We start from the raw sequence: 15,051 nt of genomic DNA on the forward strand, positions 1-15,051 counted from the left end.
TGGGTTTATAATCATAGAGTTGAGTGTTGAAAATTTTATATAGAATTTATTTATAGAAATGGTTTGTTTATTTTATATATCTATTTCGTGAGATGCAAAAAGACCGGCTGTAAAGTAAACCGGTCTTTCTGTATCCAATAATCGTATTTGATATTATTCTTTTTCTCCGTAAGCGAGGTCGCCTGCATCGCCCAGTCCGGGAATAATGTATGCCGATTCGTTCAGTTCGGGGTCGATAGCTGCTGCCCATATTGTGGTCTTTCCTTGCGGGAAACTTTTCTCACAATATTCGATAGCCTGTCTGCTCGCAATAATGGTGGCTATGTGGACATGTTTCGGTTCACCTTTAGTTATCAAAGCCTGATATGATAAGTCCATACTGCCGCCTGTTGCCAGCATCGGGTCGGTGAGGATAAGCACTTTATCCTGTATCTTCGGAGATGCTATATATTCTATATGCACATGAAAACTCTGATGATTCTCTCTGTATTTTCTGTATGCCGACACAAAAGCATTCTCTGCCTTGTCGAAACAGTTGAGGAATCCGTGGTGATATACAAGTCCTGCCCTCAAGATAGTACCTATTACTATAGGGTCGGTAGGGACGTTGGTTACAGATGTGCCCAGCGGTGTCTGTGTTTCCAGCGGAGCATAGTTCAGTGATTTGCTGATCTCGTACGCCATTATTTCACCGATGCGTTCTACGTTTCGCCTGAAGCGCATACTGTCCGTCTGGATGTTTACATCGCGCAGTTCGCTGACAAAACGATTAAGAATAGTGTTTTGTTCTGATAGGTTTATCGTTTTCATTTTGGTATTTTGAGCTAAAATTAATTGTTTTCTTTCAAAATAACAGATGGAATGATCATAAAAATTATTTATTCCAGATTTCCCATGCAGCAAGTGCCTGCAATTCGAGCATTTCTGCACCATTTTTTATGGTTGCACCATTTTCTTTACCCAGTCTGAGGAACTTTGTTTCTGCCGGATTATATACCAGATCGTATAGCAGATGGTTTGGGGTCAATAATTCGTATGGAATCTGCGGAGCTTCTTCCACATTAGGAACAGTTCCTACCGGTGAAGCATTCACGATAACGGTATATTCATTCAATACCTGTTCATTAAGACTATCGTAGGTGAATTGTCCGTCTTTGGCTGTACGTGAAACGAATGTGTATTGTAATCCAAGTCCTTCCAACCCTTTTGCTACGGCTTTAGATGCGCCGCCTGTACCCAGTATCAGGGCTTTGTGATGTATCCGTCTGTTTATTAACGGAGATATGGAATTGCTGAAACCGATAATATCGGAATTGTATCCGGTCAGTTTAACCTTTCCGTTCACCCTTGTCACTTTAATCACATTTATTGCCCCTATGTCCTTTGCTTTCGGATCGAAATCGTCGAGGTAAGAGATAATCTGTTCCTTGTAAGGGATGGTTACATTTATCCCTCTCAGATTGGGATGGGAGTTGATAATTTCGGGAAATAGCGAAATGTCGGCAATCTCAAATTTTACATATTCTGCATCTATCTTTTCCCGCTGAAATTTTTCGGTAAAGAACTTCGGAGAGAAAGACTGTACCAACGGGTATCCTATAATTCCGTATAAATCCATGATCTCATGTGTTTTATTTTCGGTAAAGTACAAAAAAATAGGATAACTACCAGATTGTTGTTATCCTATTTCTATATTGTTTGCCCTATTATTTTGCAGGTTCCGGTTTGTAGCGGCTGTTCAGCAGGGCAGCTATTTTATCTGTTATATCGTATGCGTCTTTAGCGAGTAGGATATTGTCCATACCTGTGTTTGTAAAGATCATCTCATAATTTGCTGTTTTATTGTACTCTTTCAGGTTCAAGCGAACCGAATCAGCGATCTGGTTGTTGAGCTTAACTTGTTCTTTCATATAATCTTCCTGCAATCTTTGAGCAAGTGCATGAAGTTCAGATTCCATTTTCTGAAGTCTTGTCTGTTCTTGTCGAGCACGATCCTCGCTTAGGAATGCATTGTTTTGGATTTTCTTTTGGAAATCGGCTACTTCTGTCTCAAATTGTCTTTGTTTGGCAGCCAGTGTCGCATTTGCACTGTTCGATTTTTTCATCAATGCGTCGTTTGCATCTTTGTACAAGGTGTAGTGAGTTAGTAACGAGTCTAAATTGATGTATGCAATAGGTAGAACTTTTGCAGAGTCGCCCTGTGAAAAATTAGGGGAAGTCGTATTGCCTTCGGTTCCTTGAGAGTTAGTATTACAAGAGGTGCAAAACAGAGCGATTACTGCAACAGCAAACACACTGTTGATCACATAAGAAATATTCTTCATTTAGTTATACGCATTTAGTTAATCCAAAAGTTTTAAATAATCCGAAGATCTGCCTGTACAAATGTATAAAAATATATCTGTTTTTCAGAACGACTTGGCAAAGATATAGCTTTATGTTAAAACAACGCTATATTAAAACCTTTAAAAGATGTAAAAAAATTGCTTTTTAAGTGTTAACTCTATAATTTTATATGTTATTATAAGATCGCATCAATAAATTAAAAATTTGAAATATGACAATTAAAGATTTACAACCGCGTGAGGTATGGAATTATTTTTATGAACTGACACAGATTCCGCGTCCGTCAAAAAAAGAAGAGAAAGTAATTGCTTACCTGCTCGAGTTCGCTAAGCAACACAATCTTGACGTAAAAAAAGATGAAGCAGGCAATGTGTTGATAACAAAACCTGCGACTAAAGGCTTAGAAAACCTGCCTACAGTAATATTGCAAGGGCATGTAGATATGGTATGCGAGAAGAATGCGGGTACAGTGCACGATTTCGATAAAGACCCGATAGAAACCGTTATCGACGGAGACTGGCTGAAAGCGAAAGGAACTACACTGGGGGCTGACAATGGTGTAGGAGCAGCAGCTGCTCTGGCGATACTGGCATCGGACAAAATAGAGCATGGTAAACTTGAATGTCTATTTACTGTAGATGAAGAAACCGGACTGACAGGCGCTTATGCACTTGGAAAAGATTTTCTGAAGGGTGATGTCCTTATCAATCTGGATACAGAAGAAGAGGGTGAAGTGTATATCGGCTGTGCAGGTGGTAAAATCACGACAGTTACTTTCACTTACAAGAAAGAAGCTGTGCCGGCAAACTATTTCTGGTTTAAAGTACAGGTGAAAGGTCTGAACGGAGGACACTCCGGTTCGGAAATACATACAGGATTGGGTAATGCCAACAAAATACTGAACCGTTACTTGTGGACACTGAGCCGCAAATATGGTTTTGCTTTGGCCGAAATAGACGGAGGTAATCTGCATAATGCTATTGCTCGCGAGGCTTACGCTGTGGCGGGTGTGCCTTACGATAAGAAAGAAAATGTGATTGTGGAACTGAATACTCTTGCTCCTCAGATAGAAGCTGAACTGAAAGCGGTAGATCCGAAACTGAAAATGACAGTAGAATCGGCAGGTGCTCCGCAATTTGTTATAGATAAAGAAACTACTACTAATCTATTGAACGGATTGTATGCTTGTCCGCATGGTGTATTGGGTATGAGCTTTGAGATTCCGGGACTGGTGGAAACGTCTACTAATATGGCATCGGTGAAGATGAAAGAAGATAACAAAATCGTTATCACTACAAGCCAGAGAAGTTCGACCAACTCGCTGAAAGATGATGCCGGAAATATTGTAAACTCTGTGTTTACATTGGCTAAAGCAGAAGTAGTACACTCGGCAGGATATCCGGGCTGGAGACCAAACCCGGACTCGAAAGTATTGGGCGTAGCTAAAGATGCTTACAAAAAACTGTTTGGTAAAGAGCCTGAGATAATGGCTATACATGCCGGACTGGAATGTGGTTTGTTCCTCGAAAAATATCCGCATCTGGATATGATTTCCTGCGGGCCGACTATCAGAAATGCCCACTCTCCTGAAGAACAGGTGAATATTCCGTCTGTAGAAAAATGGTGGGTATTCTTATTGGAGATATTGAAAAATATTCCTGCCAAATAAGAATACACATAATATTATAGGTATAGATTGTTGTGCCGGTAGATGTATTTCTATCGGCACACATTATATATATAGTTGTTGGCAAAATAAAGAATATTTATCTATACGGAAGAGGAGTTATGAATTATGAGTTATGAATTATAAATGTAGGGGAGAATTGCATTCCCTCGATTGAAAAGCGGTCTTTGAATTGAGTTAACAACAGAAAGTAACGAAACGTAAAAAAGCAGTAAATCCATTACATTCGTTACATTTTAGTTAAAAATTTAATTGCCTCCTGCTTTAGCTGGAGGGTATTAGAGTTCGGTTATGAAAGGCTTTAGCCGAATAGTTTTGACTAAAGTCATTTTCGGATAGCCTCATAGTCCACGATTTAAAAGTCGTGGCAACTAAAGAAAAGTAACAGAGAATAAAAAATAATACAAAAACATTACTTTCGTTACTTTTTAGTTAAAATGTAGGGACAATGATTCTTACAATGAACCAAAAATATATCGTATCTTTGTAACCTATTAAAATTGAGAATAGATATGAATAAAATGAAGATAGAAATATGGTCGGATATAGCCTGTCCATATTGTTATATAGGAAAACGGAAACTGGAAAAGGCTTTGGAGCAATTTCCACACAGAGACAATGTAGAGTTGGAATGGCATAGCTATGAACTCGATCCCGATTTGCCGAAGAAAGCAACGGATATGTCCATATACAGCTATTTTGGCAAGAAATACCGGATGAGTGAAGCCGAAGCGCGTGCAACACAGGCTAATGTGGCTGAACTAGCTAAAGAAGTGGGTTTATACTATGATTTCGATAAACTGATTGTGGCTAATACATCCGATGCTTTGCGTCTGGTGAAGTTAGCCAAAGAATCAGGGTTGGCGACCGAAGCCGAAGAGATTCTGTTCGATGCCTATTTTGTAAAAGGTATGGATATCAGTGACCGGAAAACGCTTGCTGCACTTGGTGCAGAAATAGGGTTGCAGGAAGCGGATATAATATCGATGCTCGATAGTGACAAATATGTTGCCGATATAAAGAAAGATGTGGCATACAGCGAAAATGTGCTGAATCTGGAATATATACCATTCTATTTGTTCAACAATAAACAAATGGTGGAAGGTTCTATTGCTATATCGGATTACCTCGATGTGCTGACCAAATCGTATGCCGAATGGGAGCAAAACGGTGTGTCAGACGAAAAAGGGGAGATCATAAGCGGGCAATCGTGTTCGATAGACGGTGTATGTAGCTAAAACAGATTATTTGTGAAAAAGTATCTTTATATTATTATATTTATCGTTGCTTTGGGCGCGTTTAATGCCTGTTCAGACGATGACGACTTTTCTACCGATAAAGGAATGCTGCTGACGCTTTCTACTGATAAGATCAGTTTCGATACTGTCTTTTCGCAGATAGGTTCGGCAACTAAGCAGTTCAGAATCTATAACAGAAACAGTAAGTCGCTGAGAATAGAATCTATAGAACTTGTAAATCCTGAGAAAAGCGGATTCAGGATGAATATAGATGGTGAGAAAGGTACGAAGCTTACTAATGTGGAGATACTGAAAAAAGACAGCCTTTACGGATTTGTAGAGGTTACGGTTAATCCGTTGGATGATGGTAATCCGTTGCTGATAGAAGATTCGATACGTTTTACGGTGAATGGCAATGTGCAATATCTGAAATTACAAGCTGTAGGTCAGGATGTCTTTATCTGGAAAAATAGAGCAATTACACAGGATTCGGTACTGACAAATACGAAGCCTATCCTTGTCTATGACTCCATCGTTATAAAAAAAGGAGTGCGGGTAACTATAAACGAAGGTGTGAAGTTCTTTATGAAAGATAATTCCGCTATTCGCGTACATGGCACAATAAATGCTTTTGGAAGTATCGAAAAGCCTATCGTATTCAGAGGCGAGCGGTTCGATAATATAGAGGGTAATGTTCCGTATGATAACGTTCCGGGGCAATGGGATGGCATCTACATCTATTCCGAAAGTTATGGAAACTATATGGAAAACCTGCATGCCCGAAATGCTGTGCGGGGAATGACCTTTTACACGTCTGATCCGTTACAGAAAAAGGCTGTAATGCTAAATACAGTAGTACAAAACACGTCCGAATATGGTGTGACGGCAATAAATTGTAATATAGATACTTCTAACTGTTTGTTTGTGAATTCGAAAGGGGCAGCTATGGCAATAATGGGCGGCGAATACTCTTTTTTGCATTGTACTATAGCTAACTATTTCAGATGGTCGTCGCGAGTAGAAGAAGCTTTGATTTTGAGCAATAGTTCAGAAACAGGGCAGGGTGTGCCGTTGACCAAATGCGATTTTATCAATTCGATAGTTTATGGTTCGGTCACTAAAGAATTGGCGTTATACGATAACGGATCGTCAGGATTCAATTATAAGTTTATAAACTGTTTGCTCAAATATACCGAAACAGCAGGAGATCACTTTGTAAATACGATATGGAATCAGGATCCATTGTTTGCTGATGTGAAGAGCAACGGTACCTATACATATAGCTTCGAGCTGCAAAAAGAATCTCCGGCTATCAATAAGGCCGACAGGGCTTATTCACTTTCGCTACCTTCCGATCTGAGAGGAAAATCGAGATTGAGCGATACCGCTCCCGATTTAGGTTGCTATGAATGGACGGAATAAAACGTTCGGAATATTATTACTTTCGATCGTAATATTCCTGTTGCCGGTCTTGTGTTCCAATGCACAGGAGAAGTTTCGCGTAATGTTCTACAATGCCGAAAACCTGTATGACACAAAGGACATCCCAACACCAATGACGACGACCTGACACCCGAAGGCAATCTGCGCTGGAACGATTACAGGTATTGGAAGAAGCTACACGATATAAGCAAGGTCATTACTTCGGTAGGAGAGGGTTATCCTCCGGCTATTGTGGGACTGTGTGAAGTGGAGAACGATTCGGTATTGTTCGATCTCACAAAGCGGGCTGCACTGTTGCGACATAAATATGAATATATAATCTCCGATACCAGAGACCTGCGCGGCTCGTGCACTGCTTTACTGTATCAGCGCGATCAGATAAAGATATTGAGCCGGCGATCGTACGCACCTGTGATAACTACAGATGGCTCGAGGACTACGCGCGATATATTGCATGTGACGGGGCGGGTGATAAACGGGCAGGTACTCGATATATTTGTCTGTCACTTCCCATCCCGGAGTGAAGGTTTAAAAAAGACCAGACCTTACAGGATAGCATGTGCACGTTTGTTGAGGCAGAAGACGGATAGCCTGCTTCGTGTACGAAAGACGGCAAATATAATCGTGATGGGTGACTTTAATGATTATCCCTACGATATTAGTCTGAAAGATACATTGGGGGCTATAGGGCTGGAAGGGGAGTTGTTGCAAAAGAATTTATATAATCTGTTTTATGACAGATCGTTGAGTAAAGAAAATAAAGAAGGTACTTATAAATACAGGGGGAAGTGGAATTATCTCGATCAGCTTATAGTCAGCGGAACTTTGTTGCGATCGTCTAATAGAATTTCGATCAGAGAGAATAGAGCACATATCTATTCTGCTGAGTTCCTGCTCGAAAATGACAATGATAAGTATGGCGGATTAAAACCCTTTCGTACATATTCCGGATGGCGATATCTGGGCGGGTATAGCGATCACCTGCCTGTCTATATTGATTTATTGATAAAAGACTGATAGTTTACCTTTCGCTCAGGGCATCCTGTATGTTGCCAAATACAGCAGCCAGCAGGAAGCGTACTTGTTTCAGGCCTTCTTCGTCGATACCCGCAAGGGCGGCATCCATTGTTTCATATACGGCTTTGTTTGCTTTGTCCTTTATCGATCGGCCGAGTTCGGTGAGGAATATATAATTGGAGCGTCTGTCGCTGGTAGAAGCATTGCGGTACACCAGGTTCTGTTTTGTCAGATTGTCTATGAGGCGTGTCATGCTCGGTTTGTCTTTGAATGTGGAGTTGCACAGCGTTTGTTGGGTAACACCATCTTCTTTCCATAGGAAAGCCAGTACAGTCCATTGCTCGGGAGTGATGTCCAGCCCTTCTCTTCTGAAGTTGCGGTACATCATCCTGTTTATGGCCATCGACACTTTACCGTTTATAATAGGGAAAATGAGGTCTTGATCTTGGTTCAGATCCAATATATCTTCGTTTTTCATTGTCGCACAGAATAAATTTGTCAGGCAAAAATACGATAAGAAAGCTATTTTTCCAATCTTTTTTGATGCTTTAGCATTTGTAACTTTGGTAAAAAGTGTTATCTTTGCACCTCATTTGTAAAAATGTAATGTATAATTTATAACTAATTAATTTATGAACAATTACGAAACCGTTTTCATTTTGACTCCCGTTTTGTCTGATGTACAGATGAAGGAAGCGGTAGAAAAATTCAAGACTATTTTGACCAATGAAGGTGCAAAAATAGTGAATGAAGAGAACTGGGGACTTCGCAAACTGGCTTATCCAATCCAGAAGAAATCTACCGGTTTTTACGCGATGTTAGAGTTTGAAGCTGATCCGGCTGTTATCGCTAAATTAGAAATCAACTTCCGCCGCGACGAAAGAGTTATCCGTTTCTTGACTTTCCGTCAAGACAAATTCGCTCACGAGTATGCGTTGAAGAGAAGAAATTTAAAATCATCTAAAAAAGAAGAAGTAAAGGAGAATTAATTTATGGCACAGCAATCAGAAATCAGATATTTGACTCCGCCTTCAGTTGATGTCAAAAAAAAGAAATACTGCCGTTTCAAAAAGAACGGTATTAAGTATATCGACTACAAAGACCCTGAGTTTTTGAAGAAATTCCTTAACGAACAGGGGAAAATTCTTCCTCGCCGTATTACCGGAACTTCGTTGAAATTCCAACGTCGTGTTGCACAGGCAGTTAAAAGAGCTCGCCATTTGGCATTGCTTCCTTATGTAACAGACTTAATGAAATAAAAAAGGAGGATAAGAACATGCAAGTTATATTAAAAGAGGACATCCTTAACCTAGGATATAAAGACGATGTAGTAACTGTAAAAGACGGTTACGGTCGCAACTACCTTATACCTCAAGGTAAAGCTATTATCGCTTCCGAATCAGCAAAGAAAGTATTGGCTGAAAACCTGAAACAACGCGCTCATAAGCTTGAGAAGATCAAAACAGATGCTCAGGATCTGGCTGCGAAGATGGAAGGTGTGTCATTGACTATTGGTGCGAAAACAAGCTCTACAGGAACAATCTTTGGTTCTGTAACAAATATTCAGATAGCAGAAGCGCTTGAGAAATTAGGTTATAATGTAGACAGAAAACTGATCCTTATCAAAGACGCAGTAAAAGAAGTCGGTAGCTACAAGGCTATTGCAAAGCTTCATAAAGAAGTGTCTGTGGAAATACCATTCGAGGTAGTTTCAGAATAAGATCACCAACCTATATAATATAAGAGCTATCCGACCGGATAGCTCTTTTTGTGTCTTATAGCTACTGTTCATTGAAATAAAATAGGGCTTGGGATTATCCCGAGCCCTATAGGTATATTTTCGGAGGTGTATTAATTTCTCTTAGAGAAGAGCCATGCTGTCTCATACTTGGGGTTTCCGGTTCTGAATGTTTTAAGGAACTCTTCAGCCTGTTCCTTATCGCTGAACGAGGCTACGTATATTCTATATCTTCCGGATGTTTCGACTATATCGGCTTGCGGAAAATCGGAGTTGTTAATCTTTTTCAGCAGTTGGTCTGCCTTAGATTTTGTGTCTTCGCCTCCGATAACAATATAGTATGAGCGTGCGGGTTTTGTAATATCCTCTTGTAACTTAGGATAGGCTGTGTTATCTTCTGTCGGAACTTGTGTTTCTGTTAGCGAACTTGTAACAGATGATATGAAGTCAGCTTTCTGTACAGTAGGAGAATTGTTGTCTTTTATGCTAGCACTTGGGGTTATGAACAATAAAAGAGCGATAGATGCTGCCGCAACTCCTCCCATAATGTATCTGACTGTATGATTTCTTCTTTCTTTTCTGAAGGTTTCTTCCAATTGGTCTATCCTTCTTATTCCCGTATGGTATAAGCCATAGTTATCAGGATGCAGATAGTTCGCATTCTGATGAAAGGATATGTTTCCTGTGCTGTCTGTGCTCAATGTTCCAATATTGGCGCAGTTGATAGTTTTGCCCTCTTTTAAGCTTGCTTTGATTGCTTTTACAGTCTCTTTTATTTTATTGTGGGCAGTGTTATATGATAGATTGTCTTTGTTTGCAATGTGCGAAGAGAGGATTCCATCGTTATGATTTATCTCGGGGTTGAATACGATTCTATATTGAGGTGGTAATATTTTACCATCCGATTGAATCAGGGCTTTCTCCATGTTGAGGATGAATGCTCCAAATTCAGGTATTACCACATAGTTGTGTGTGGGCAACAATATCTCTAAATAATTGAATACGCAATTTTCCATATTGCAAAGATAATGATCTGTTGGAATCTTTGTGTTGAAAGAGCAAAATACTTATGAACAATATTTTGTTGAAAACAATAGAAATGTGCTGTATGGCAGATGATTCCGTAAAGATAATGCATGAAATGAATTACTCTCATATAAAAATATTATTTTTGTACTATAAATTTTTTAATGGACATGAATATAGAAGATACAATAGTTAAGCATATACAGGATTCTATCTCTGTAAAAGAAAAGATATTATCTGATCCAGATCTGTTGACAGTGATAAAAGATGCTGCGGTTTTGGTGACAGAAGCTTATAAGAGAGGTAATAAAACATTATTGGCCGGAAATGGTGGTAGTGCAGCAGATGCACAGCATATAGCGGGTGAATTTGTCAGCAGGTTTTATTTCGATCGTCCGGGTATTCCCTCCATAGCTCTTTCTACAGATACTTCCATCATGACAGCTATCGGAAACGATTATGGCTTTGATAAGCTGTTTGAACGTCAGATTCAGGCACAAGGTGTAGAGGGGGATGTTTTTATCGGTATAACGACATCCGGGAATTCTCAAAATATATTACAGGCATTAGATGCGTGCCGGAGTAAAGGGGTAAAATCTATTATACTAACCGGCCAGACAGGGGGCGCGGTTGCCAATGCTTGCGATATATGCATAAAAGTGCCATCTGTGGAAACGCCAAGAATACAAGAATCTCATATTCTGATAGGTCATATCATATGTTGTATAGTTGAAGAGGCATTATTTGGTGAAATGAAAAGTTAAGGTATTGTGATTAATGTGGTATAGAAGCCATACCTTAATATCTCAGTTCATGTTAAAATGTTTATGAGAAAAGCTTGTTATCGTATAAAAAATACCTACATTTGTACCGCCAAAAAGGAAGGTGTTGTATTGTCGTAACTTTCTAGTATATACTAGTTATATCCTTGTTTTGTTGCGTTATATAACTCGTGTGTTAACAATGGATGGATGTTCCGATTTGTTCTATTTTGAGAGCATTCCTTTGATCAAAATGAAAAAACGATGAGGTTTTTATTGAAAAAAATGTATTTAATGGTATTAATTCCATTATTTTTAGGATCTTGCACAGCTTACAAAAAAATTCCGTATTTAACAGATGTAGAGTCTATAACATCTGGTGAATTTGAGAAATCAGCCAAGAATTACCAGGCAGTTATTATGCCTAAAGATGTTTTGAGTATTATTGTAAATGCACCTACTAGTGAGGCTGCAAAAGACTTTAATCTACCATTGATGCCTACAGGTGTGAACGAATTTGTGCAAAAAAGTACCACAACATCTAGTGCGACTTCAGGGAGTATTCAAAATTATATTGTGGATAACGATGGTCATATCACTTTCCCTGTATTAGGAAGAATCAGAATTGGTGGACTAACAAAAGAACAGGCAGAAGATAAAATCTACTCCATGATCTATCCTTTATATCTGAAAGAAAGCCCGATTATTAATATTCGGTTTTTGAATTATAAGGTAGCTGTTCTAGGAGAGGTTGCCCGTCCCAATATATATACAACAGATAATGAACAAATGACATTGTTTGACGCTTTGGCGATGGCTGGCGATCTAACGATCTATGGGAATAGAAAAAATGTCCTTCTGATACGAGAGAGTGAAACCGGTCAAAGAAGTATTCGCCAGATAGATTTACAGGATAAGAATATATTGCTGGATAATGATATCTATTATTTGCAACAGAATGATAAGATTTATGTTCAGCCAAATAAGACAAGGGGAAATACATCATCCATAGGTACATTAGAGACTTTGGCACTGTCCGGAGTATCCTTATTAATTTCGGTTATAGCGATTATTACCAGATAAGATTACAGACATGAATAAATTTTCGGGAAACAGTGATGTGGAGCAGTATGCAAGCGAGGAAGAGATTGATCTGAGAGAGATCATATTTAAATATCTCCGATACTGGAAATGGATAATATTGTCGTGTGCAATTTTTCTTATTATAGGTGTTTTCGTTTATCTGAAATCGGATAGGAAATATGAAATAACGACTTCTGTTTTATTGAAAGAGAATAAAAGCGGAGGAGGGGGCTCAAAAAGTGGAACCTTAGGTAGTCTGGAAGAATTAGGCCTGATAAGTACTACTAATAATATTGATAACGAAATAGCTGTTTTCTCTTCTCCTAACCTAATGAAACAGATTGTTTTATCGTTAGAACTTCAAACAGAGTACTTTGAAGATGGATTATTCCGTGATATAGAGGTTTACAAAAAATGTCCTTATTATGTTCGCTTAGAAGATACAAAACCGGATGATTTGAAGGGGGGTATAACTTTGACCTTAAATAAAAACTCATCAGGCGGAGTCAATGTGACAGGTGTCTATCAGTTGGCTAAAGAGGATCATAAGATTGATTCAAAGATGGATAACCTGCCTGGCTTTATGGAATTACCTGCCGGGTTAGGGCGGTTATATGTTTCTTTGCGTCCTGAAGTTCCTATAAAAGAGGAGGCCTCATATATCGTATATATTAAAAATGCTCAGAAAGTAGCTTATCAGTTGGCTAGCGAAGTTCGGATAGAACCTACTACAAAAGCTGCTTCTGTATTGAGGATAAATTTACCTGTATTGAATGTCTCTAAAGGAATCGATGTGTTGAATGAGATCGTTGTTACCTATAATAAGAATAATGTACAGGAGAATAACGAAATAGCAACCAATACATCCAAATTTATCAATGATCAGTTAAAAGACATTTCGGCTGAATTGAAAGTGGTAGAGGATGATGTGGTTAGTTTTAAGACTCAGCAGAGAATAACAGATCTGGGAACAGAGGCTAAGGTGTATGTTGAACAGACATCTCAGATACAAGATAAAAAGATAGAATTAGCTACACAGATTAAGACTATAGAACTAATAGAGAATTTTATACAAAGTCCGGATAACAACTCAAAGTTAATACCAAATCTGGGGATATCAGATCCGGGATTAGCCTCTGTTATTGGAGAATATAACAGTCTATTGTTGGCTTATCAGCGATTGGAACGAAGTGCCAGTGAAAATAATCCGGCTCGAATAAAAGCTTTATCTGAACTGAATAATACCAGACAGGGCATTTCAGGTTCGGTAAATAACATTAAACGAGCATTGGATATATCGAAATCGGAAGTAGATAAACAATATTCATCTATAGCTTCACGTATCCAATCTGTACCGATGATGGAAAGAGGATTGCTCGAAAGAACTCGTCAACAGGAAATTAAGCAAGCTCTATTTATCTACCTGATGCAAGTAAATCTTGAAACAGGTATAACGATGGCTTCTACATCGGACAAAGCTAAGGTAATTACAGATCCGGTAATTCCGGATTCACCTATTGCTCCAAAACGTAATATGATTCTATTGGCAGCATTAGTTATTGGTTTTATTATACCTATAATAATAATCTATATAAAGGATTTGCTTCAGTTAAATATCACTAGTCGTGAAGAATTGGAGAAGCTATCGCGTGTAACGGTGATAGGTGAAATAATGAAGAAAGAGGAAGAGGAGATAATTGTTGTAGAAAAAAGTAAGACTACTCCTATCGTTGAACTTTTCCGAACATTGAGAAATAACGTTCAGTTTATATTGGACGATCCTGATAAAAAGACAATCTTGGTTACATCGACGGTTCCGGGAGAAGGGAAGACCTTTGTGAGTATAAACATGGCTGCATCTTTTGCTTTATCCGAAAAGAAAATTCTTTTATTAGGCATGGATATCAGAAATCCTAAATTGGCTGCTGATATGGGATTTGCTAAAGGTGCAGGTCTGACATCATACTTGTCCGGTAGTGAGTCTGACTGGAAATCTTTGTTAGCTTCTGTAAAAAGTTTTCCCAATATGGATATATTACAGGCCGGAGCTATTCCTCCGAACCCGAATGAGCTATTGATGAAGCCTGCATTGAAAGAGTTATTGAGTGAAGCAAGGCAGTTATATGATATCATAATCATTGACTCAGCTCCTATAGGGGTTGTTTCCGATACGTTCCTGTTGAGCTCTTTAGCTGATATGACAGTCTATGTAACGCGTGAAAACGTAACACCTAAGAATGCCATAACATTTATAAACGAAGTACACCACGACAACAAACTACCTAATATGTATCTGGTTATAAATGGGGTAGAACCTTCTAAGAATAAAGGCAGATACGGCAGATACGGCTATGGCTATACCTATGGGTATGGAGAACGGAAATAAATAATTTCCATGAATAACGTAATAGTAATAAAATAAGTAAATAATATACATACAGTAGCTGCTTTTTTTAGGGTAGCTATTGTACATTATGGTTTCGTCTTTTTATATCAATAACTATTAATTAATCTGACTAGAGGCGCGTCTACTGTTGGATATTTTATAAAATATATTGTATTATCGCGGGATTACAAACTTTGAGCTACTAACTAAACATGAGAAAAATGTTTAGAGTAGAATGATAACACATGCGTAGGCAAAACATTTTGGTATAACTCCATTGTTAATTCGGAAAGGTGTTTTATGAATTGTAAAATATTTTGAATATT

At 38.6% G+C, this 15,051-nt stretch carries 16 protein-coding genes; 11 read left to right on the forward strand and 5 right to left on the reverse strand.

Going from position 1 to position 15,051, the window contains the following annotated elements:
- Nucleotides 1–153: 153 nt before the first annotated feature.
- The 3 genes from upp to M2448_RS05785 form a co-directional block, all read right to left on the reverse strand.
- A complete protein-coding gene (gene upp / locus M2448_RS05775) occupies nucleotides 154–810 on the reverse strand; it encodes a uracil phosphoribosyltransferase (protein WP_280645453.1) in 657 nt (218 codons plus the stop codon).
- A gap of 64 nt (nucleotides 811–874) precedes the next feature.
- Nucleotides 875–1,618 (reverse strand): shikimate dehydrogenase, encoded by a 744-nt coding sequence (locus M2448_RS05780; RefSeq protein WP_280645452.1) that lies wholly within the window; start codon nucleotides 1,616–1,618, stop codon nucleotides 875–877.
- Between the two features lie 88 nt (nucleotides 1,619–1,706).
- Nucleotides 1,707–2,324 (reverse strand): OmpH family outer membrane protein, encoded by a 618-nt coding sequence (locus M2448_RS05785; protein WP_280645451.1) that lies wholly within the window; start codon nucleotides 2,322–2,324, stop codon nucleotides 1,707–1,709.
- 233 nt (nucleotides 2,325–2,557) lie between these two features.
- Between M2448_RS05785 and M2448_RS05790 the strand changes: the two genes are divergently transcribed.
- From M2448_RS05790 to M2448_RS05810, 5 genes are all read left to right on the forward strand, one after another.
- Nucleotides 2,558–4,015 carry an aminoacyl-histidine dipeptidase gene (locus M2448_RS05790; RefSeq protein ID WP_280645450.1) on the forward strand — a complete coding sequence of 486 codons (1,458 nt, stop codon included), beginning with the start codon at nucleotides 2,558–2,560 and terminating at the stop codon, nucleotides 4,013–4,015.
- A 530-nt stretch (nucleotides 4,016–4,545) separates the two neighbouring features.
- A complete protein-coding gene (locus M2448_RS05795; RefSeq protein ID WP_280645449.1) occupies nucleotides 4,546–5,271 on the forward strand; it encodes a DsbA family oxidoreductase in 726 nt (241 codons plus the stop codon).
- A gap of 12 nt (nucleotides 5,272–5,283) precedes the next feature.
- Nucleotides 5,284–6,693 (forward strand): choice-of-anchor Q domain-containing protein, encoded by a 1,410-nt coding sequence (locus tag M2448_RS05800; RefSeq protein ID WP_280645448.1) that lies wholly within the window; start codon nucleotides 5,284–5,286, stop codon nucleotides 6,691–6,693.
- Complete coding sequence (locus tag M2448_RS05805) at nucleotides 6,677–6,841, forward strand: hypothetical protein (protein ID WP_280697067.1); 165 nt, start codon at nucleotides 6,677–6,679, stop codon at nucleotides 6,839–6,841. Before M2448_RS05800 ends, M2448_RS05805 begins: the two co-directional genes overlap by 17 nt.
- A gap of 14 nt (nucleotides 6,842–6,855) precedes the next feature.
- A complete protein-coding gene (locus tag M2448_RS05810; RefSeq protein WP_280697072.1) occupies nucleotides 6,856–7,731 on the forward strand; it encodes an endonuclease/exonuclease/phosphatase family protein in 876 nt (291 codons plus the stop codon).
- Between the two features lie 4 nt (nucleotides 7,732–7,735).
- On the opposite strand, the gene M2448_RS05815 is transcribed toward M2448_RS05810, so the two are convergent.
- Nucleotides 7,736–8,209 carry a MarR family transcriptional regulator gene (locus M2448_RS05815; RefSeq protein WP_280645446.1) on the reverse strand — a complete coding sequence of 158 codons (474 nt, stop codon included), beginning with the start codon at nucleotides 8,207–8,209 and terminating at the stop codon, nucleotides 7,736–7,738.
- A gap of 154 nt (nucleotides 8,210–8,363) precedes the next feature.
- Here M2448_RS05815 and rpsF point away from each other — a divergent pair, with 154 nt between their 5' ends.
- Genes rpsF through rplI form a run of 3 tightly spaced genes read left to right on the forward strand, consistent with a single transcriptional unit; the run spans nucleotide 8,364 to nucleotide 9,451 of the window.
- Complete coding sequence (gene rpsF / locus M2448_RS05820) at nucleotides 8,364–8,720, forward strand: 30S ribosomal protein S6 (protein ID WP_280645445.1); 357 nt, start codon at nucleotides 8,364–8,366, stop codon at nucleotides 8,718–8,720.
- Between the two features lie 3 nt (nucleotides 8,721–8,723).
- A complete protein-coding gene (gene rpsR, locus M2448_RS05825; RefSeq protein ID WP_006798740.1) occupies nucleotides 8,724–8,990 on the forward strand; it encodes a 30S ribosomal protein S18 in 267 nt (88 codons plus the stop codon).
- 17 nt (nucleotides 8,991–9,007) lie between these two features.
- Nucleotides 9,008–9,451, forward strand: a complete 444-nt coding sequence (rplI, locus tag M2448_RS05830; protein ID WP_280645444.1) for a 50S ribosomal protein L9 — start codon at nucleotides 9,008–9,010, stop codon at nucleotides 9,449–9,451.
- Nucleotides 9,452–9,582: 131 nt separating this feature from the next.
- On the opposite strand, the gene M2448_RS05835 is transcribed toward rplI, so the two are convergent.
- Nucleotides 9,583–10,485 carry an SPOR domain-containing protein gene (locus tag M2448_RS05835; RefSeq protein ID WP_280645443.1) on the reverse strand — a complete coding sequence of 301 codons (903 nt, stop codon included), beginning with the start codon at nucleotides 10,483–10,485 and terminating at the stop codon, nucleotides 9,583–9,585.
- 180 nt (nucleotides 10,486–10,665) lie between these two features.
- Between M2448_RS05835 and M2448_RS05840 the strand changes: the two genes are divergently transcribed.
- The 3 genes from M2448_RS05840 (at nucleotide 10,666) to M2448_RS05850 (ending at nucleotide 14,725) form a co-directional block, all read left to right on the forward strand.
- Nucleotides 10,666–11,259 (forward strand): D-sedoheptulose 7-phosphate isomerase, encoded by a 594-nt coding sequence (locus M2448_RS05840; RefSeq protein ID WP_280645442.1) that lies wholly within the window; start codon nucleotides 10,666–10,668, stop codon nucleotides 11,257–11,259.
- Between the two features lie 261 nt (nucleotides 11,260–11,520).
- Nucleotides 11,521–12,339 (forward strand): polysaccharide biosynthesis/export family protein, encoded by an 819-nt coding sequence (locus M2448_RS05845; RefSeq protein ID WP_280645441.1) that lies wholly within the window; start codon nucleotides 11,521–11,523, stop codon nucleotides 12,337–12,339.
- Nucleotides 12,340–12,349: 10 nt separating this feature from the next.
- Nucleotides 12,350–14,725 carry a polysaccharide biosynthesis tyrosine autokinase gene (locus M2448_RS05850; RefSeq protein WP_280645440.1) on the forward strand — a complete coding sequence of 792 codons (2,376 nt, stop codon included), beginning with the start codon at nucleotides 12,350–12,352 and terminating at the stop codon, nucleotides 14,723–14,725.
- Nucleotides 14,726–15,051: the final 326 nt, after the last annotated feature.

This window comes from Dysgonomonas sp. PF1-14 (assembly GCF_029892965.1).
In the GTDB taxonomy this organism is placed as follows: domain Bacteria; phylum Bacteroidota; class Bacteroidia; order Bacteroidales; family Dysgonomonadaceae; genus Dysgonomonas.

Excerpts from the sequence above, each read along its gene's own strand:
- upp (WP_280645453.1), bottom strand. The coding sequence starts at position 810 with ATGAAAACGATAAACCTATCAGAACAAAACACTATTCTTAATCGTTTT.
- M2448_RS05780 (WP_280645452.1), bottom strand. The coding sequence starts at position 1,618 with ATGGATTTATACGGAATTATAGGATACCCGTTGGTACAGTCTTTCTCT.
- M2448_RS05785 (WP_280645451.1), bottom strand. The coding sequence starts at position 2,324 with ATGAAGAATATTTCTTATGTGATCAACAGTGTGTTTGCTGTTGCAGTA.
- M2448_RS05790 (WP_280645450.1), top strand. The coding sequence starts at position 2,558 with ATGACAATTAAAGATTTACAACCGCGTGAGGTATGGAATTATTTTTAT.
- M2448_RS05795 (WP_280645449.1), top strand. The coding sequence starts at position 4,546 with ATGAATAAAATGAAGATAGAAATATGGTCGGATATAGCCTGTCCATAT.
- M2448_RS05805 (WP_280697067.1), top strand. The coding sequence starts at position 6,677 with ATGAATGGACGGAATAAAACGTTCGGAATATTATTACTTTCGATCGTA.
- M2448_RS05815 (WP_280645446.1), bottom strand. The coding sequence starts at position 8,209 with ATGAAAAACGAAGATATATTGGATCTGAACCAAGATCAAGACCTCATT.
- rpsF (WP_280645445.1), top strand. The coding sequence starts at position 8,364 with ATGAACAATTACGAAACCGTTTTCATTTTGACTCCCGTTTTGTCTGAT.
- rpsR (WP_006798740.1), top strand. The coding sequence starts at position 8,724 with ATGGCACAGCAATCAGAAATCAGATATTTGACTCCGCCTTCAGTTGAT.
- rplI (WP_280645444.1), top strand. The coding sequence starts at position 9,008 with ATGCAAGTTATATTAAAAGAGGACATCCTTAACCTAGGATATAAAGAC.
- M2448_RS05835 (WP_280645443.1), bottom strand. The coding sequence starts at position 10,485 with ATGGAAAATTGCGTATTCAATTATTTAGAGATATTGTTGCCCACACAC.
- M2448_RS05840 (WP_280645442.1), top strand. The coding sequence starts at position 10,666 with ATGAATATAGAAGATACAATAGTTAAGCATATACAGGATTCTATCTCT.
- M2448_RS05845 (WP_280645441.1), top strand. The coding sequence starts at position 11,521 with ATGAGGTTTTTATTGAAAAAAATGTATTTAATGGTATTAATTCCATTA.
- M2448_RS05850 (WP_280645440.1), top strand. The coding sequence starts at position 12,350 with ATGAATAAATTTTCGGGAAACAGTGATGTGGAGCAGTATGCAAGCGAG.